Origin of the sequence: Dactylosporangium sp. NPDC050688 (assembly GCF_040654515.1) — a bacterium.
Taxonomy (GTDB): Bacteria; Actinomycetota; Actinomycetes; order Mycobacteriales; family Micromonosporaceae; genus Dactylosporangium.
Genome location: NZ_JBFAIC010000004.1, coordinates 191465 through 209510, shown reverse-complemented (window position 1 = coordinate 209510; position 18046 = coordinate 191465). Strand labels below are relative to the sequence as shown.

General features: G+C 73.1%; 18 protein-coding genes. 8 read left to right on the top strand and 10 right to left on the bottom strand.

Features of this window, described 5'->3' with window-relative positions; translation table 11 throughout:
- Nucleotides 1–157: 157 nt before the first annotated feature.
- Nucleotides 158–2482 carry a M28 family peptidase gene (locus AB0H83_RS06535; protein ID WP_360087873.1) on the bottom strand — a complete coding sequence of 775 codons (2325 nt, stop codon included), beginning with the start codon at nt 2480–2482 and terminating at the stop codon, nt 158–160.
- Between the two features lie 163 nt (nt 2483–2645).
- Here AB0H83_RS06535 and AB0H83_RS06530 point away from each other — a divergent pair, with 163 nt between their 5' ends.
- A complete protein-coding gene (locus AB0H83_RS06530) occupies nt 2646–3026 on the top strand; it encodes a DUF6401 family natural product biosynthesis protein (RefSeq protein WP_360087870.1) in 381 nt (126 codons plus the stop codon).
- Nucleotides 3027–3040: 14 nt separating this feature from the next.
- Here the strand turns inward: AB0H83_RS06530 and AB0H83_RS06525 are convergent, their stop codons facing one another.
- From AB0H83_RS06525 to AB0H83_RS06515, 3 genes are read right to left on the bottom strand one after another with little or no spacing between them, the layout of a single operon-like run.
- A complete protein-coding gene (locus AB0H83_RS06525; RefSeq protein WP_033363966.1) occupies nt 3041–3319 on the bottom strand; it encodes a Smr/MutS family protein in 279 nt (92 codons plus the stop codon).
- A 5-nt stretch (nt 3320–3324) separates the two neighbouring features.
- Entirely contained in the window at nt 3325–3696 is a 372-nt protein-coding gene (locus AB0H83_RS06520) for a rhodanese-like domain-containing protein (protein WP_360087866.1), read from the bottom strand.
- Nucleotides 3693–4148: a cysteine dioxygenase family protein gene (locus AB0H83_RS06515; protein WP_360087863.1), complete on the bottom strand. Its 456-nt coding sequence runs from the start codon at nt 4146–4148 to the stop codon at nt 3693–3695. The genes AB0H83_RS06520 and AB0H83_RS06515 overlap by 4 nt, the downstream gene beginning before the upstream one ends.
- A 145-nt stretch (nt 4149–4293) precedes the next feature.
- Between AB0H83_RS06515 and AB0H83_RS06510 the strand changes: the two genes are divergently transcribed.
- Nucleotides 4294–5253: an ATP-binding cassette domain-containing protein gene (locus AB0H83_RS06510; RefSeq protein ID WP_360087860.1), complete on the top strand. Its 960-nt coding sequence runs from the start codon at nt 4294–4296 to the stop codon at nt 5251–5253.
- Entirely contained in the window at nt 5250–6041 is a 792-nt protein-coding gene (locus tag AB0H83_RS06505) for an ABC transporter permease (RefSeq protein ID WP_360087857.1), read from the top strand. Before AB0H83_RS06510 ends, AB0H83_RS06505 begins: the two co-directional genes overlap by 4 nt.
- Here AB0H83_RS06505 and AB0H83_RS06500 read toward each other — a convergent pair.
- From AB0H83_RS06500 to AB0H83_RS06490, 3 genes are all read right to left on the bottom strand, one after another.
- Nucleotides 6023–9073, bottom strand: a complete 3051-nt coding sequence (locus tag AB0H83_RS06500; protein ID WP_360087854.1) for a BTAD domain-containing putative transcriptional regulator — start codon at nt 9071–9073, stop codon at nt 6023–6025. The genes AB0H83_RS06505 and AB0H83_RS06500 overlap by 19 nt on opposite strands.
- A gap of 55 nt (nt 9074–9128) precedes the next feature.
- Nucleotides 9129–10163, bottom strand: coding sequence for a S1 family peptidase (locus AB0H83_RS06495; protein ID WP_360087851.1), 1035 nt, complete (start codon nt 10161–10163; stop codon nt 9129–9131).
- A 116-nt stretch (nt 10164–10279) separates the two neighbouring features.
- The gene (locus tag AB0H83_RS06490) at nt 10280–11068 is read right to left on the bottom strand and encodes a phosphatase (RefSeq protein WP_360087849.1); all 789 of its coding nucleotides are present in this window, start codon (nt 11066–11068) and stop codon (nt 10280–10282) included.
- A gap of 60 nt (nt 11069–11128) precedes the next feature.
- On the opposite strand from AB0H83_RS06490, the gene AB0H83_RS06485 reads away from it, so the two are divergent.
- Together AB0H83_RS06485 and AB0H83_RS06480 are read left to right on the top strand one after the other, a co-directional pair.
- Nucleotides 11129–11770 (top strand): hypothetical protein, encoded by a 642-nt coding sequence (locus AB0H83_RS06485; RefSeq protein ID WP_360087846.1) that lies wholly within the window; start codon nt 11129–11131, stop codon nt 11768–11770.
- Between the two features lie 63 nt (nt 11771–11833).
- Nucleotides 11834–12523 carry an FAD-dependent monooxygenase gene (locus AB0H83_RS06480; protein WP_360087843.1) on the top strand — a complete coding sequence of 230 codons (690 nt, stop codon included), beginning with the start codon at nt 11834–11836 and terminating at the stop codon, nt 12521–12523.
- On the opposite strand, the gene AB0H83_RS06475 is transcribed toward AB0H83_RS06480, so the two are convergent.
- Genes AB0H83_RS06475 through AB0H83_RS06465 form a run of 3 tightly spaced genes read right to left on the bottom strand, consistent with a single transcriptional unit; the run spans nt 12472 to nt 14315 of the window.
- A complete protein-coding gene (locus AB0H83_RS06475; protein WP_360087840.1) occupies nt 12472–13509 on the bottom strand; it encodes a winged helix DNA-binding domain-containing protein in 1038 nt (345 codons plus the stop codon). The genes AB0H83_RS06480 and AB0H83_RS06475 overlap by 52 nt on opposite strands.
- A gap of 18 nt (nt 13510–13527) precedes the next feature.
- Nucleotides 13528–14076 carry a Clp protease N-terminal domain-containing protein gene (locus tag AB0H83_RS06470; protein ID WP_360087837.1) on the bottom strand — a complete coding sequence of 183 codons (549 nt, stop codon included), beginning with the start codon at nt 14074–14076 and terminating at the stop codon, nt 13528–13530.
- Nucleotides 14076–14315: a helix-turn-helix domain-containing protein gene (locus AB0H83_RS06465; protein WP_360087834.1), complete on the bottom strand. Its 240-nt coding sequence runs from the start codon at nt 14313–14315 to the stop codon at nt 14076–14078. Before AB0H83_RS06465 ends, AB0H83_RS06470 begins: the two co-directional genes overlap by 1 nt.
- Before the next feature lie 62 nt (nt 14316–14377).
- On the opposite strand from AB0H83_RS06465, the gene AB0H83_RS06460 reads away from it, so the two are divergent.
- The 3 genes from AB0H83_RS06460 to AB0H83_RS06450 all read left to right on the top strand — a co-directional run bounded on the left by AB0H83_RS06460 (nt 14378) and on the right by AB0H83_RS06450 (nt 17958).
- Nucleotides 14378–15364, top strand: a complete 987-nt coding sequence (locus tag AB0H83_RS06460) for a 2-oxoglutarate and iron-dependent oxygenase domain-containing protein (protein WP_360087831.1) — start codon at nt 14378–14380, stop codon at nt 15362–15364.
- 299 nt (nt 15365–15663) lie between these two features.
- The gene (locus AB0H83_RS06455) at nt 15664–17016 is read left to right on the top strand and encodes an LCP family protein (protein WP_360087828.1); all 1353 of its coding nucleotides are present in this window, start codon (nt 15664–15666) and stop codon (nt 17014–17016) included.
- Between the two features lie 93 nt (nt 17017–17109).
- Complete coding sequence (locus tag AB0H83_RS06450) at nt 17110–17958, top strand: NAD(P)-dependent oxidoreductase (RefSeq protein WP_360087825.1); 849 nt, start codon at nt 17110–17112, stop codon at nt 17956–17958.
- Nucleotides 17959–18046: the final 88 nt, after the last annotated feature.

The window sequence follows — 18046 nt, the reverse complement described above, 5'->3', positions numbered from 1 at the left end:
GTGCCGCACCACCGTCAGTTTCCAGAACCAGGGCACATCGATCTGAGCGACGATCATTGCGGTCCGCGGTGGTTTCCGCGGTCCAGGCAAGCGGCCAGCGGTCCAGGCCGGCAGCCAGTAATCCAGCCACCGGCCATCCGCGCCCGGAGCGGGGTGGTCACACGGAGACGGTCACGGCCACGGCGGCCAGCTCGCTCGAGTGGCTCCCGAACACCCCCACCGCCGAGGGCCGTGGCGTGAAGCCCGGCAGGCTGTCGAGCCCGTCGCTGCCGTCCACCAGGCGCAGCCGCAGCGGCCCGGTGCCCTCCAGCACGAGCGTGACCTCGATGCCGTCGGTGGGTGGGCCGTGGAAGACGACGCCGAAGCGGTCCTGCTCGGCGAGGTACGGCACGGCGTCGCGGCCGGCGACCGTCGCCTGCTGGACGCGGTGGGAGCCGACCTCGCCGTAGAAGGACACGAACCGGACCTGCCGCTGCGACGCGAGCCGGAACCGGACGGTGCGCCGGTCGCCACTGGTGGTGTCGGACAGGACGGTGACGGTCGGGACGGGCAGCGCCGCCGCCTGGGCCGGGCCGACGGACAGCTTGCCGGCGGGCAGGACCGGGAAGCGCTGGTCGAGCGCCTGCCGGTCGCGCACGTACCGCGAGGTCCAGGCGCCCGGTGCCTGCTCGAGGCTGACCCACTGGGCGGTGCCGGTGTCGCGGTCCAGCGCGTACATGAGGTGGGTCGGCTCGGGGTGGCCGGCGTCCCAGCGGTCGACGATCATGCCGGTGGTGGTGCAGGCGAGCGCGACCACGAGCGCCGCGGCCGCCGGGGCGGCGCCGAGCAAGCGGTGCCGGTCGGCGCCGGCGGGACGGAACAAGGGCTCGAACGCGGGCAGCGCGGCCAGGCCGAGCAGGGTGGCGAGGAGCGCGGGGGCGGCACCGGTGGCGAGGCCCAGCGCGGGGAAGAACAGCGCGACGGTCGGGGCGAGGATCAGCACGGCGACGGCGGCGCCCGCGGTGAGGACGGCGGCGGCGAGCCACGGCTTCGGCACGTACAGCGCGCCGATGCCGGCCAGCGCGCCGGCCAGGGCAGGCAGGGCGACGAGGTAGGAGCCGCCGGGGACGGCGGCGGCGAGGACCAGGCCGAGGACGGCGAGGAGGCCGAGGGCGCCGGTGGCCAGCGGGACGGGGCCGAGCCGCCGGCGGGTCAGGGCATACCAGCCGAGCAGGACGGCGGCGGTGAGCGCGACGACGCCGAAGCGGAACCAGGTGGGCCGGGCCGGGTCGAGCAGCTCGCCGTAGCCGGGGCGCAGCGCGACCAGCAGCGCCCACAGCAGCTGGGCGGCGACGGCCACGACGACGAGCGGCACGAGGGCGAGGCCGAGGCCGGCGGCGGTGCGGGGCACGGAGGTGAGGCCGCGGCGGCGGGCGAGGTAGGCGAGCGCGGCGACGGCCAGCAGCGCGAGGACGGCGATCGGCCAGGTGAGCGCGGACGGGTAGCGCAGCAGCAGGCCGGCGAACGGGAAGTAGACGGCGTCGCCGGAGGCGGGGCGCAGCAGCGGCGGCAGGTCGGCGCCGCCGAGGGCGCGGGTGAGGGCGAGGGCGTTGTCGCCGTGGTGCTGCAGGCTGGCCTTGTCCATCGTCGAGGGCCGGTCGAGCGGGCTGTGGTAGACGCTGGAGCCGTCGATGTAGGCGGTGTTGAGACCGGTGAAGCGCGACTGGCCCAGGAACGGGGTGAAGTCGGTGTCGTTGGACAGCAGCCGGTAGACCTCGACGGCGAGGCTGGTGCCGACGGGGTGCGGGGTGCGCGCGTAGACGTCGATGAGGTCGGCGTTGCCGACGGAGGTCTGGAACATGACGGCGGGGCCGCTGCTGCCGCGGGCCTCGAAGTTGAGCACGACGGACGGCTTCTGGCCCAGGGGGTGCCGGCTGACGAACGCCTCCGCGCCGCAGAGGCAGGCCTCCTCGGCGTCGGTGAACAGGAACACGATGTCGTTGCGGGGTGGCGCGCCGCCGGTCAGCGCGCGGGCGACCTCCAGCAGGGTGCTGGTGCCGGCGCCGTCGTCGCTGGCACCGTAGCTGACCTGGACGGAGTCGTAGTGCGCCATGAGGACGACCTGGCCGGTGGAGGCGGCACCGGGCAGCACGGCGACGACGTTGCGGACGCGCGCCATGCCGCCGTCGCCGAACTTGCCGGCGTTGACCCCCACGGTGTCCTGCACCTCGGGGCGCAGCCCGTAGCCGGTCAGGGTGGCCACGATGTGCTCGCGGACCCGGTCGGCGGCGGGGCTGCCGGTGACGTGGACCTCCTGGCCGATCCGCTCGACGTGGGTGAACGCGCGGGCCGCGGAGAAGTCGCCGGCGGGCGCCGAGGCGGGGCGGGGCGCCGGCGGCTGGACGTCGGCGATGCTCAGCACCGCGAGCAGCGCCAGCACCGCGAGGGCGGCGGCGGCCGCGAGGGGTCGCCGCGACGGTGCGGCGAAGCTTCGGTCGGACAAGGTGGGCCTCCTGGGGGGTGCCCACATTCTGCACGCCCCCACCGACAGAAACAGCGCCGGAACGCAAGGCAGGTCGCCCGGACGGAGTGCAGTGGGTCATGATCGGGTGCCGGATGGTTGTTGGGGATCCCAGGGGGCCCGCGACTGCCTAGCGTCATCGTCCATGAGCAACGAACGCACCCCCGCCGTCCCGGCCACCTTCGACGCCGGCCACTTGGCCACCGCCGAGCTCGACGCCCGGTTCCACCTCGACCGGGTCATGGCCATGGTCGGCGTCGACGGCCTGGTGGAGGCCCTGGCGCAGCCGTTCCTGCTGGCGAAGGTCGACCAGCACGCGGCCGCCGTCCGGCAGAGCATCACGGCCGCTGGGAAGCCCATCGACTCGATCTCGCTCGCCGGGTACGCCCGCAGCGTCATCGCCGTGCACCAGCGGCACGGGCGGCCCCTGCCGACGCCGGACAGCATCGACTGGAGTGACGCCGACTGGACGGTCCTGCGCCTGGTGTCGGTGTGTTCCCTGGCCGACGCCGCCGACGCGTTCTGACCCCCGCCGGGCGGTCAGCGCCGCCCGCGGCCCGTTGACTCGTTCCAGCGGAAGTGGACGAAGAGCCGGCCGAAGTTGTCCGAGTCCTTCTCCACCCGGTGATACAGCGCCTTGATCTCGCGCTGGTCCAGGAAGCGCAGGACCCGCTTCTTCAGCGCCCCCGACCCCTTTCCGGGGATGATCTCGACGAGGGTGGCCCGTTTGGCCACCGCCTCGTCGATGATCCCCTTCAGCGCGCGGTCGATGTCGCCGCTGCGGTTGAAGATGTCGTGGAGGTCCAGCTTCAGCTTCACGCGCTCTAGTTTGACACCGGCAGCCCGGCGTGTTTCCACGCCTTGAAGCCGCCGGCCAGGTCGGTCGCCCGGTGCAGGCCGAGGTCCTGCAGGGACGCGGCGGCGAGGGACGACGTGTAGCCCTCCGAGCAGAAGACGACGACGGGCAGGTCGAACCGGTCGGCGATGGGCAGCCTGGCGTCGCTGCGGGGGTCGAACCGCCACTCCAGGACGTTGCGCTCGACGATGAGGGCGCCCGGGATCCCGCCCTCGGCGGCGCGCTGCGCGGCGGGGCGGATGTCGACCAGGACGGCGCCGTCGGGCACCTCGTGCGGCGTGAGGCGGCGCAGGCGGGCGCGGGCGTCGGCGAGGATGTCGTCGATGGAGCGGCCGGTCACCAGTCGGCTCCCGCCCGGGAGATGGATTCGACGCTGAGGCGGCCCTCGTGCAGCTGGTAGCGGGTCATGACGGTGAGCGCCGGGCTGTAGGCGTGCACGGTGACGGCGGGGCGGGTGCCGGCGTTGACGACGCGGTGCACGTGGTGGGCGCCGAAGCGCCGGCCGCTGCCGGCGGTCATCGTGGTGTTGAGCAGGGTGCCGTCCTGCACGGTCTGCTCGACGATCTCGCCGGACACGACGGTGAACGCGCCGGAGGAGCCGCCGTGGTCGTGCAGGTCGGTGGCCTGGCCGGGCAGCCAGGTGAGCAGCCACACCTCGTGGTCGTCGGCGGCGTGCAGCCGTCCGTACCAGCGCTGGCGAGGGTCGAAGCGGGGCGCGAACGGCCATGCCTCCGGGTCCTCGGCGTGCCAGCGGGCGACGGAGAGCAGGTCCGTCCGGGTAGCGACAGTCATGGCAAATACTCCATTATTCTCATCTCCTAAGTAGGAATTACTATCACACGCCGCCCCGCCGCGCGACGGCAACAGGCGGATGTGCGTGAAATGACAGCGGCGTACGGCACCCTGGCGGAGGACACACCAAAGGGGGAACACCACCATGAGCTTCGCTTTCCAGGCCACCGGCCTGGTCAAGCGCTTCGGCCGGACCACCGCCCTGGCGGGCGTGGACCTCGCCGCCGAGCCCGGCACGGTGCTCGGGGTCCTCGGACCCAACGGCGCCGGCAAGACCACCGCCGTGCGCATCCTCGCCACCCTGCTGCGCCCCGACGCGGGCACCGCGGTCGTCGGCGGGTACGACGTCGTCAAGCACCCCGCCGCGGTCCGCCGCATCAGCGGGCTGACCGGGCAGTTCGCCTCCGTCGACGAGGACCTGACCGGCACCGAGAACCTGGTGCTCATCGGCCAGCTGCTGGACCTGCGCCGGCGCGACGCCAAGGCCCGCGCCGCGCAGCTGCTGGCCGACTTCGACCTCAGCGAGGCCGGCGACCGGCCGGTCAAGACCTACTCCGGCGGCATGCGGCGCCGCCTCGACCTGGCCGCGAGCCTCGTCGGGCGGCCCGCGATCGTGTACCTCGACGAGCCGACCACCGGCCTCGACCCGGCGAAGCGCGAGGACGTCTGGAACATGGTCCGGGCCCAGGTGCGGGAGGGCACCACGGTGCTGCTGACCACGCAGTACCTGGAGGAGGCCGACGCCCTCGCCGACGAGATCTCCGTGATCGACCACGGCAAGGTGATCGCGCACGGCACGCCGGCGCAGCTCAAGCACATCGTCGGCGGCCAGACGGTCAGCGTGCGCCCGGCCGACCCGGCGCACCTGGACACCGTCTCCACCATCCTCGCCAAGATCTCCGGCGGGCAGGTCGAGTCCCGCGGCCGCGGGGTGCTGTCGGTGCCGGTCGACGACGGCCGGGTCCTCGGCACCGTCGTGCGGCACCTGGAGGAGGCCGGCATCGACGTCATCGAGCTGTCGCTGCACCTGCCGAGCCTCGACGAGGTCTTCTTCACCCTGACCCGCGGCACCGCCGCCACCACGCACCAGGAGGTGCCGGTATGACCACGATGACCGCGGCCGTCCCCGGCCGGCCGTTCGGCCTGGTCAGGCACAGCCTGGTGATGGCCCGCCGCAGCCTTGTCAAGACCATGCGCACCCCGGAGCAGCTGCTGGACGTGACGCTCCAGCCGATCATCTTCGTCGTGCTGTTCGTGTACCTGCTGGGCGGCGCCATCGCCGGTTCCCGCCACGACTACCTGCAGTTCCTGCTGCCGGCGCTGCTGGTGCAGAACGTGCTGTTCGCCTCGGCGCCGACCGGCGTCAGCCTCAACACCGACATCAAGACCGGCGTGTTCGACCGGTTCCGCAGCCTGCCGATCGGCCGGTCCGCGCCGCTCATCGGCGGCGTGCTCGGCGACATGATCCGGTTCGTGGTGTCGATCGTGGTGATGCTCGGTTTCGGGTACCTGCTGGGCTTCCGTTTCGGCACGAACCCCCTCGCGGTGCTCGCCGCGTGCCTGCTGGTGATGTTCCTGGCGTTCAGCTTCAGCTGGATGTTCGTGCTGCTGGGCATGCTGGTGCGCGAGCCCGGCGCGGTGCAGGGCCTCGGCTTCGTGATCATGTTTCCGCTGACGTTCGGTACCAACGTGCTCGTACCGACGAACACGCTGCCCGGGTGGCTGCAGGCGTGGGTGAAGGTCAACCCGGTCGCCGACGCGATGCAGGCCGCCCGCGGGCTCATGGTCGGCGGACCGGTGCTCGACGCCGTGGTCAAGACGGTGCTGTGGTCGCTGGGCATCCTCGCGGTGTTCGCGCCGCTGGCGGTGCGCGCCTACCGGCGCAGGACCTGAGCCTGCACGAGGGTCAACGCCGCGGCGCGGTCCAGGGCCGCGCCGCGGCGCACCGCCTCGTCGAACCCGGCGGCGCCCAGCTCGTCCCGCAGCGCCGCGGCCTGCGCGACGAGGTCGGCGTTGGACAGGTCGTCTCCCCCGGCGAGCCCGCGGGCCACGCCGAGGATCTCCGCGGCCGTCCCCGGCGCACCGCGGGCGGCGGCAAGGGCCGCCACGCCGATCGCCACCTGCCCGACCACCGGCATGTCCCGCACCGGCACCGCCAGCTCCAGGGCGTCCGCGAGCCGCTGCCGGGCTGCCGGCAGGTCGTCGCGGCGCAGGTCCAGCTGCGCCCTGGCGACCTGCACCAGCGCCCGGTACTGCGGCGCCACCAGCGGCGACTCGGCCTGCCGGCGCCACGCCTGCAGGTAACAGCGCTCCGCCTCGTCGAGGTCGCCGGCGTGCCGGGCCAGCTGGCCGAGCTCCAGCATCGCGTGCGACACGTCGCGCGGCAACGCCGCCGGGTCCTCAGCGAAGCGGCGCAGCTCGGCGCGGGCCGCGTCCAGGCCGTCGGTGTGGCGGCGGACCGCGGCGAGCCGGATGCGCTGGTACGCCTCGCCGTCGCGGACCCCGAGCTGGTGGTGCAGGTCGATCGACTCGGCGAACAGCGCCGCCGCCGTGGCGAAGTCGCCGCGCCGCGACCGGGCGTCGGCGATCGACGCCAGGGTGATCGACAGCCCCCACCGCTCCCCCACCTCGCGGAACGCGGCCGCCGCCGCTTCGTGGGCGGCCAGCATGCCGGCGATGTCGCCGTCGTTCTCCCGCAGGTTTCCGAGGATCGCCAGCAGCATGCCGCGTGACCACGGCTCGATCGGCCCGGCGAGGCGCCGCCGCACCGACTCGGCGCCGCGGACGCCGTCGTCGCCGAACATCAGCACCACCGGCTCGACCAGTGCGACGAACGGGTGGCCGGTGCCCGGCGGCACCTCCGCGGCGAGGCGCAGCACCTCCCGCAGCAGCCCGTCGTCGAACTGGAAGTCCCCGGCGAAACCGCTGTTGATGAGGTACACGGCGAGCACGACCGTGCGCACGTCCGGCGGCACCTCACCGGGGACCGCGAGGATCCGCCCGAGCAGCCCGGCGGCCTCGGCGTGGTTGTCCTCGAACGTCCAGAACCAGCCGCACGCGGCGCCGAGCCGGAACGCGGTGGCGGCGTCGCCGCTGTCGCAGGCGTGCGCGACCGCGGCGTGCAGGTTCGCCCGCTCCGGCCGCAGCCGGGCCAGCCAGTCCAGCTGCGCGGCGGCGCGCAGGTGCGGCTCGGCCCGCTCGGCCAGGGCCAGGTAGTGCGCGGCGTGCGCGGATCTCACCGGTCCGGCGCGGCCGGCGCGCAGCAGCTCCTCCAGGGCGAACTCGCGGATCGTCTCCAGCATCCGGTACCGCACCGTCGCGCCCGCCACCACCTGCAGCAGTGACCGGTCGACGAGCAGGTCCAGGTACGGCCCCGCGTCGGGTACACCGGCGACCGCGGCGGCAGCGCCGGCGTCGAACGTGCCGGGGAACACCGCGATCGCGGCCCCGAAGTCCCGCTCCGGCTGCTCCAGCAGGTCCCAGCTCCACGCCACGACCGCGTGCAGGGTCCGGTGCCGCGGCAGGGCGGTGCGGCTGCCGCCGGTGAGCAGCCGGAACCGGTCGTCGAGGCCGGCCGCGAGCTGCTCGGCGGTGAACGAGCGCAGCCTCGCCGCGGCCAGCTCGATGGCCAGGGGCAGCCCGTCGAGCCGGCGGCAGATCTCCGCCGCGGCCGGGGTCACCTCGAATCCGGGGCGCACCGCCTCCGCGCGGTCCCGCAGCAGCCGTACCGCCGCCTGCGGGTCGAGCGGGCCGACGGGAAACAGGGTCTCGCCGAGGATGCCCAGCGGCTCCCGGCTGGTCGCCATGATCCGCAGCTTCGGGCAGCGGCCCAGCAGGTCCTCGCTGAGCCGGGCGGCCGCGTCCACGACGTGCTCGCAGTTGTCGAGCACGAGCAGCGCGGCGGCCGGGGCGAGGATCTCGGCGAGCCGGTCGGTGACGTCGGCCCGGCGGGTCCGCTGCGGCGCCTCCAGCTGCCCGCCACCGTCCAGGGCGCGCAGGACGGCGGCCGGCACCTCGGCCGCCTCGGCGACGGGGGCGAGCTCCACCAGCCACGCCGGGTGCGGGTCGCGGGCGGCGACGGTCGTGGCGAGCCGGGTCTTGCCGGCGCCGCCCGGCCCGACGAGGGTGACGAGCCGGCGGTCCAGGATCTGCGTGGCGAGCCGCGTCACGTCCTCGTCGCGGCCGACGAAGCTGGTCAGCGGGGTACGCAGGTTCCCGCCGGGGCGGTCGGTGAGCGCCAGCAGGTGCGCCTGGCGCAGCTGCGGCGACGGGTCGACGCCGAGCTCGTCGGCGAGCCGGTGCCGGCACTCCTCGAAGGCGGCGAGCGCCTCGGCCCGGCGGCCCTGCGCGTGCAGCGCCGTGACCAGCTGCGCGGCGAGGCGCTCGCGCAGCGGGTGCGCGGCGGTCAGCTCCCGCAGCCGGGCCACCAGGCCGGGCGCGCGTGGGCCGGCCGCCTCGACGTGGTCCTCGATCGCGGTGAGGCGCAGCTCCTGCCAGCGGGCGGCGAGCGCGGCGTCGACGTCCGGGGTGCCGCGCCACAGGTCCAGGGCCTCGGCGAGCAGCGCCGCGGCACGGGCCGGGTCGCCGTCGCGCAACGCCCGCCGGCCCTCGCCGGCGAGCCGCTCGAAGCGGTGCGCGTCGACCGCGTCGGCCGGGACGTCGAGGCGGTACCCACCGGCGCCGGAGACGAGCGCGGGATGCCCGTCGAGGGTCTTGCGCAGCCGCGACACGAGCGACTGCACGGCGTTGGCCGGGTCGGTGGGCGCGGCGTCCGGCCACAGCGCGCCGGCCAGCCGCTCCACGGGCACGAGGCGGCCGGGCTCGCAGGCGAGGCGGGCCAGCAGGGTGCGCAGCCGGGCGCCGCCGACGTCGACGGCCCGGCCGTCGACCTCGACGGTCAACGGCCCGAGGATGCCCACCCGCATGCGCACCACTGTGCCACCCGCCGCGTGAGGACGGGTGGCACAGGTGGGATGGTGCCTAGTAGACGCTGACGCCGTACACGCTCAGCGGCTCGGTGACCGGCTGGAAGTACGTGACGCCGCCGGTGCTGCAGTTGCCGCTGCCGCCGGAGGTCAGGCCCAGGGCCACCGAACCGGCGAAGAGCGAGCCGCCGCTGTCGCCGGGCTCGGCGCAGACCGTGGTGCGGATCAGGCCGGTGACCCGGCCCTGCGAGTAGGTGACGGTCGCGTTGAGCTGCGTCACCGAGCCGCTGCGCACGCCGGTGGTGGAGCCGCTGCGGCGCACCGACTGCCCGACGGTCGCGTTGCCGGCGGAGGTGATGTCCTGGAACGAGCCGTTGTACAGCGACACGTTGCCAGGGTGCGCGACACCGGTGGCGTAGCGCACGATGCCGTAGTCGTTGCCGGGGAAGCTGGTGCCGGTCCGGGTGCCGAGGACCGAGCCGCCGCTCGTGGTCCACGTCGAGCCGATGTTGGTGCAGTGCCCGGCGGTCAGGAAGTAGTACGTGCTGCCGCTGACCACGTTGAAGCCGAGCGAGCACCGGGAGCCGCCGGAGTAGATCGCCTGCCCGCCGGAGATGGTCGGGCGCAGCTCACCGGAGAGCCGCTCGATCCGCGCGCCGCTGCCGAGCGACGCGACGGTCGCCTCGATCGTCTTCACGTGCTCGGCCGTGACCGTCGGGTCGATGGAGACGACGACCTGGTTGGCGACCGGGTCGACGGCCCAGGCGGTGCCCGGGACGGAGACCTTCGCGTCCAGCGTCGAGGTGATGCGGGCCAGCTCGGCGCCGCTGTGCTTGACCTTGCGGGCCACGGCACCGGTCGACTCGACGCTCTTGGCGGTGTTCGCGTCGGTGACGGTGACGACCATCTTGCCGAGCTGGGCGTCCCAGTAGGAGCCAGCGGTGGCGAGCCCGAGCCGCTCCACGAGGGCGTCGGTGCTGCCGATCGGCGCGGCCTGAGCCGGTGACGGCGTGAGGACGGATCCGGCGACGAGGGCGGTGCCGGCGGCGATGACCACGGCGCGACGGAGTCTGGACCTTGTGAGTCTCACGTGAGCCTCCCCTGTATCGGAGCCGATAAATATCGGCCGCGACCGATGCTGTCATCGGACGGGGAGGCGCACAAGAATCAGAGTCCAAATTGCCCCATAGCACCCGTGTCATATCACTAAGCGACTATCCCTTCTAGAAGGTATGCACTGATTGGTCCGTACAGGTGCGGCTGGACGTTGTCGTCGATCGGCACCGTCACCGACACCCGGCCCTCGGCCTCGCCGACGAACAGCGCCGGGTCGTTGCTGTCCGCGAACGACACCACGTCCAGCCCCGCGGCGGCCGCCGCGCCCGCGAACCCGTGGTCGGCGAAGACCAGGTCCGGCATCGGCTCGCCGCGCTGCTCCAGGTCGGCCAGCATCGCCCGCATGCCGTCCGGCGAGTGCGTGTGCCACAGCGCGATGCCCCGCTCCGCGGCCATGGCGACGCCGCCGACGTACCGCAGCGCCAACGGAAAGTCGCGCCCGTCATAGCGGCCCGGATGCTCGAACGGCACCCCCGGCGCCGGGGTCAGGATCTCGCAGCCGGCCGCCCGCAACGCCGCGACGACCGCCAGGTGCACCTCGACGATACCGGCCGGGTGTCCGGACGCCACCAAAACACGCTCCTTGCGGCGCGCCGCCACCTGCAGCCGCTCCCGCATCCGGTCGAGCGCCGCGACGGTCTTGTACGGGTCGATCCTGTCGATGCCCGTGGAACGCTCCGGATCGGGGTCGATGCCGACCCGCTCCGCCATCACACTCAGCACCTGAACGACGGTCCAAGGCTTGAGCGGCGCGAGACCGAACAGGTAACCCTCGTGACCGTCGGCGAACGCCGCGGCGTTGCCGTAGTTGGAGTCCCGGGTGGTCTCGACGTCGCCGGCGAGGAGTGCTTCACGAAGATAGCTCACGAGCTCAGGCATATGACCCATGGTATTCAGACACCTCTGCGGCGCCGAGGAAAGCGGCCTAAGGTCACAGTCATGGCCGACGTGTATCTCGAGATCAGCGACAAGAAGGTGTTCGCGGCGAGCCTCGACTGGCCCGGGTGGGGACGCTTCGCCAAGACCGAGGACGACGCGCTGCGCGCCCTGGCCGACTACGGCAGCCGGTACGCGCCGATCGCCGCCGCCGCGGGCTACACCTTCCCGGCCGCGCCGACGTTCAAGGTCGTCGAACGCTGCCCGGGCACCTCCGCCACCCAGTTCGGCGTCCCCGACGCGCACCCCGAGGCCGACAACCGCGCCGTGACGAAGGCCGTCGCCGACCGGCAGAAGAAGCTGCTGACGGCCGCGTGGGCGGCCTTCGACGCGTTCGCCGCGACCGCCCCGGCCTCGCTGCGCAAGGGCCCGCGCGGCGGCGGCCGGGACCGCGACAAGATGATCGACCATGTCGTCGGCGCCGAGGCCGGGTACGCCCGCAAGCTCGGCATCAAACACCCCCAGCCGGCGATCACCGACACGGCCGCGATCGCCGCCCTGCGCGAGGACATCCTCACCGTCCTCGGCCGCCCCCACGACGGCAGCCCCGTCGTCGACAACGGCTGGACGCCCCGCTACGCCACCCGCCGGTACGCCTGGCACGTCCTGGACCACCTCTGGGAGATGCAGGACCGCGCCGAGTAACCCACCCGGTCCCATGATCCCGAATGGTTCCGGTAGCCCTGGCCACCAAGACCATTCGGGATCATGAAGGGCGGGCGAGTGATCGCCTTCGGCGCGCCGGCCGCGCGGTACGCCGGGCTGTGGACCATCGGCGGGCGCTCGGCGCACGCCGTCGCGCCGGGCGCGTTCAGCATCATGTTCGGCGCGAGGGCGACGATGGTGTACGCCCCGACCGCCGAGGGCACCCTGTGGGCCGCCCAGGTGCCGGCGGACCGGCCGCCCACGGCAACGCCCGGTCAGGAGGAGCTCGCCGCGCTGTTCGCCGGGGACCGCGGGCCGGCCGCGGACCTGGTGCGGCGGACCACGCAGTGGCATCCGCGCACGGTGATGCAGGCGATGCCGGACGGTGTACGGCGCTGGCACCGCGACGGCATGGTCGTGCTCGGCGACGCGGCCCACCCGATGGGCGCCGGGCAGGGCGCGAACCTCGCCGTCGAGGACGCGGTCGTGCTCGCGAAGTGCCTGCGGGACGAGCCCTCGACCGGCGCGGCCCTGCAACGGTACGAGCGGCTGCGCCGCCCCCGCACCGACCGGATGCTGAAGGCGGCCGGCGCCAACCGGGACGCGAAGGTGGCCGGGCCCGTCGCCGCCCGGCTGCGCGACGTAATGATGCCGTTGTTCTTCAAGCGGTTCGCGCAGCGGGGCAGCGCCTGGATGTACGACTACGACGTGGCGTGGAACGCGGTCAGCGCGCCGGCCTCGGCGGCGACCTGACGGCGGACCCGGGCGGGCAGCGGCGCGAACGGCTCCCAGGCGACCGCGCCGTCGCGCCACGACCAGGTGCCGGCGACCTGGCCGTCGACGAGGAACGTGCCGATGGACTGCGGCATCCGGACGTGGAACACCTTCGTGCGGTGCTCCTCCGGCAGGATCAGGGTCCGGCGGGCGTGCGCGAGCAGGGTCGCGTCGTAGGTCGGCAGGAACCGCACCGGCGCCGGCGTGTCCGGGTCCGGCAGCGGCTGGTCCGGCAGGTCGACCAGCTCGCGGCCGCGCTCGTCGCGGAAGCGGCGCAGCTCCATCGGCGCCAGCACCTTCGCGACGTCGGCGACGCTCAAGCCGGCCCAGTCGGCGATCTCGGAGCGGTGCGCCGGGCCGAAGCCGCCGAGGTACCGGCGCACCAGCAGCTCACGGGCCTCGGCGACGGTGACCCCGGTCGGCGGGACCCAGTCCTCCGCGAGCCCGAAGAGGTCGGCCCGGCGGCGGGCCCACGTGCCGGACGGCGGCACGCGGACCATGTCGAGATACATGCCGACCCCGCCGCGGACCTCCGCCCCGTACATCTGGTCGATCTCGGTGCGCCGGACCGGCCGCTGCCGCAGCAGCTCGCGCAGGCCCTCCGCGGCCCGGGCGAGCTCCTCCGGGCCGACGTTGTTGCGGATGACGCGGTGGTACCACTCGCGCCGCGCGTCACGGACGGCGACGACGAACGGCCAGAAGTCGGCCCGGGACACGAGGTGGATGGTTGCCCGCAGCAGCGTCGCCTGCACCACCTCGCGGGCCTCGAGCAGCCGGGTCAGCGACTCCCGCTCGAAACCCTCGATCCGGGTCCACAGCCCGATGTACATCGAGGGTGCGTACTGCGCCTGCAGCCCGGCCATCCGCTCCAGCACGGCCGGCGGGCCGGCGGGCACCCGGGCGAGCAGGCACTGCCGGGCCAATAGCGCGCGGTTGAGGTCCCGCCACGTGAGGGTCCGCTCCATGGGCCCCCACGCTAGCGCCTACGCGACGTTGCGCAGCGCCGCCTTGACGAGCTCCGTGGTGCGCTCGTAGCTCATGCCCTGCTCGCGCAGCAGGCGGCCGCCGGTGCCGCGCTCGTCGCGCAGGACGCCCAGCAGCAGGTGCTCGGTGCCGATGTAGTTGTGCTTCATCGACAGCGCTACCCGCAGCGACAGCTCCAGGGCCTTCTTCGAGTCGTTGCCGAACCGGCCGGACAGCTTGCTGCGCCGGAACAGGAACCCGCCGCGGCGGGGCGGCTCGGCGCGCTCCAGGGCGCCCGGGCCGAACGTCTCCTCGACCTTCTCGCGCACCGCGTCGAGGTCGATGCCGACGGAGCGCAGCGCGGCCGCGTCGTCGGCGCCGGCGACCGTCGCGCGGAGCTGCTCGGCCTCGATGCCGCAGGCGCGCAGCACGTCGGCGGCGATCCCGCCGGCGGTGAACATGGCCAGCACCAGGTGCTCGGTGCCGACCGTGCGGTGGCCGAGGGCGTCGGCCTCCTCGTGCGCCGATTGGACCACGGTGCGGGCCCGAGTGGTGAACCGCTCGAACATCACTGCTCTCCCATCTCTGAAATCACTGGGGTCCGGCCGGCGTGCTTCTTGTGCACCGCCTGGCGCGTCACGTCGAGGGCGTCCGCGATCTCCTGCCACGACCAGCCGTGCCGGCGCGCGTTGTCGACCTGGAGGGTCTCGAGCGCGTCGGCGAGGCGGCGCAGTGCCACCGCGGCGCGAAGGCCGATCCTGGGATCGGGGCTGGCCGCGGCGTCGGCGAGGTCGCCTGCTTCCGTCATGTGTCAACCGTAGTTGACAACGCCGAACGCGTCAACATTGGTTGACAGTTAGTCTCCGTCGCATGGACGCGCTGCCGGTCATCGACATCTCCGACCTCGCCACCGCCGCCCCGCAGATCGAGGCGGCCTGCCGCAGCAGCGGTTTCTTCTACGTGACCGGCCACGGTGTACCGGCCGAGCTGACCGACCGGCTCGACGCCGCCGCCCGCGCCTTCTTCGCACTCCCCGAGCAGGAGAAGCTGGAGATCGCGATGGCCCGCGGCGGCCGGGCCTGGCGTGGCTTCTTCCCGGTCGGCGCGGAGCTCACCTCCGGCGTCCCCGACCGCAAGGAGGGCCTCTACTTCGGCACCGAGCTCGGCCCCGACGCCCCGCAGGTGCGCGACGGGCTGCCGCTGCACGGCGCCAACCTCTTCCCGCGGCAGGTGCCCGACCTGCGCCCGGCGGTCCTGGCGTACCTGGAGCGCATGACCGGCGTCGCGCAGCGCGTCCTGCGGGGCGTGGCGCTCAGCCTGGGACTGCCCGAGGAGTACTTCGCGACGTCGTACACCGCCGACCCGACCGTGCTGTTCCGGATCTTCCATTACCCGCCGGACGACCCGGACCAGCAGCCCGGCAGCGACGAGTGGGGCGTCGGCGAGCACACCGACTACGGCCTGCTGACCCTGCTGCTGCAGGACGGCAACGGCGGGCTGCAGGTGCGCACCCCCGGCGGCTGGCTCGACGCGCCGCCGATCCCCGGCACGTTCGTGTGCAACATCGGCGACATGCTCGACCGGCTCACCGGCGGGTGGTACCGCTCGACCCCGCACCGGGTGCGCAACACCAGCGGCAACGAGCGGCTGTCGTTCCCGTTCTTCTTCGACCCCGACTTCAGCCAGGAGGTGCCGCCGCTGCCGGCCACCACCCACGAGGCCGGGCAGCGGTGGGACGGACAGGACCTGCGGGCGTTCACCGGTACGTACGGCGCATATCTCGTCGGCAAGGTGGGCAAGGTGTTTCCAGAGCTGAGTGCGGACACCCGTCACCAGGAGGTCCCGAACATCGGTTAGACCTGTGGTCAGGTGCTGCTCAGGCGCCGGATCGGCTGGCACGATGACGGGAGCAAACCTGCGCGCGGTGTACCTACCGTTTGAGTCACCACACCGCAACAGGAGGCCCCCCGATGACCACCCCGACCACGACCCGCAAGATCACCAACCTCGACAGCGAGCAGGGCATGCTGGTGTTCCTCGCCGTGCTCGTCCTGATCAGCGTCATCGGCGTGATCGTCGTCGGCGGCTGATCCCCCAGGTGACTGTGAGGCACACCGAAGTGCAATCACCGGCGCCCTTCATACCGTCATGAGGGTATGACCTCCGACGCCTCGCTCGAACAGGAGCTGCGGGACGTGTTCCAACGCCACGAGCATCTCGCCGAGGACCTGCGCCTCGACGACCGGCCGGCCGGCGCACCGTCGAGCCGGCCTTCGTCGTCCCCACAGCCCTCGCGCCCGGCCGCCCGCCGCGGCGCCGCGAAGCAGCGGCCCGGCTCCCCCGGTCCCGGCCGGACCGGCGACGGCTCGCTGCGGCGCAGCCGGAAAGACCCCCGATGGGCGCGCGCGCTGGTGGTGGCGGGCGCGCTCATGATGGTGGTGGCGGGCAGCGCGTTCGTGGTCAAGGACGTGCTGTTCGACTACGCCACGGGCAGCGTCAAGCAGGAGGACCTGATCGTCCCCGCCGCCGAGCAGCAGGGCCGGCACGTCTCGATCAGCGGCGCGAAGAACATCCTGCTCATGGGCATCGACCCGCGCCCCGGTCAGGACGAGTCCGAGGCGATCCGCTCCGACTCGATCATCGTCCTGCACATCCCGGCGAGCCACGACCAGGCGTACCTGGTCTCGATCCCCCGCGACACGTGGGTGAAGATCCCCAAGTTCGACAACGGCAAGAAGAGCTACGCCGGCGGCCACGACAAGATCAACGGTGCGTTCGCGATCGGCGGGCTCGGCACCACCGGCAAGGACCAGCGCAAGTTCGGCGTGGCCCTGCTCGCCGACACGATCAAGGAGAACTGGGGCATCACGTTCGACGCCGCGGCGATCATCGACTTCACCGGCTTCCAGGACGTGGTCTATGAGCTCGGCGGCGTCGACATGTACGTCGACCAGGAGGTCAAGTCGGTCCACATCGGCCACGACGCCAAGGGCAACACCAAGGTCCCCTACATCCAGCGGGACAACGGCCGCGGCGGCACCGACCTCATCCCGATCGCCGGGGTGACCCCGCAGACGTACCACGTCGGCTTCCAGCACCTGGAGCCGTGGCAGGCGCTGGACTACGTGCGCCAGCGCGAGACGCTGCCCAACAGTGACTACGACCGGCAGCGCCACCAGCAGCAGTTCATCAAGGCGCTGTTCAAGCAGATCGTGAGCAAGAACGTGCTCACCAACCCGGCCAAGCTCAAGAGGGTCCTCGATGTCATCGGCCACTCGATGACGATCGACTCCGGCGGCATCGGCCTGGACGACTGGATCTTCGCCATGAAGGGCATCAGCGGCGACAACCTGCTCACCATCAAGACCAACAACGGCACGTTCCACTCGTCGCCGGAGAACCCGGGCGCCGAGGCCCTCGACGCGACGACCCTGGAGCTGCTGGCGGCGATCAAGGCCAACGCGGTGGAGTCCTTCATGCAGGAGCACACGAACCTGATCTCCAGCTAGGTGCCCCGGTGACCTCGGCCGGGTTTTCCGTCGCACCCGTGCCGAGGTGCCCCGGGTCAGGGGCGCGGTGGGCGGGCAAGTAGAAACATCGGTATGGCACGGATCGTCGTCACAGGAGCACACGGCAAGACCGGGCGGGCGGTCGTCAGCGACCTGCTCGCCCACGGCCACCACGTCGTGGCGACCGACGCCACCGGCCCGGCCGGGCACCTCAGCCGGCTCGGCACGCCGATGGTGGTCGCCGACCTGACCGACTACGGCCAGGCGGTCGAGGTGCTGCAGGACGCCGACGCCGTGGTGCACCTGGCGAACATCCCGGCGCCCGGCATGTATCCGCCGGCCGTCACGTTCAACCGCAACTCGGCGATGAACTTCAACGTGTTCCACGCCGCGCATCAGGCCGGGGTCGGCCGGGTCGTCTGGTCCTCCAGCGAGACGACCCTCGGCCTGCCGTTCGACACGCCCCCGCGCTACGCCCCGGTCGACGAGGAGCACTTCCCGTTCCCCACGACGACCTACGCGCTGTCCAAGGTCGTCGGCGAGACCCTGGCCCGGGAGATCTCCGCGTGGAGCGGCATCCCGTTCGTCGGGCTGCGCCTGTCCAACGTGCACGCCGCCGAGGACTACGCGGCCGTCCCCGGGTACTGGTCCGACCCGCACCTGCGCAAGTGGAACCTGTGGGGGTACGTGGACGTGCGCGACGTCGCCGCCGCCTGCCGGCTCGCGCTGGACGCGCCGGTCACGGGCGCCGCGTCGTTCGTCATCGCCGCCGCCGACACGATCATGGACCGGCCCTCGGCGGACCTGATGCGCGAGGTCTTCCCGGACGTGCCGCTGACCCGGGAGCTGAGCGGGTTCGAGACGCTGCTGGGCATCGACCGGGCCCGCGAGGTCCTCGGCTACGACCCGCAGCACAGCTGGCGCACCGAGCTGCAGCGGTAGGCGCGCCGCAGCCGGCCGGAGCGTCCCGCCGGAGCACCCCGCCGGAACGCCCGGCCGGAACGCCCGGCCGGAATGCTCTGCCGGGCCG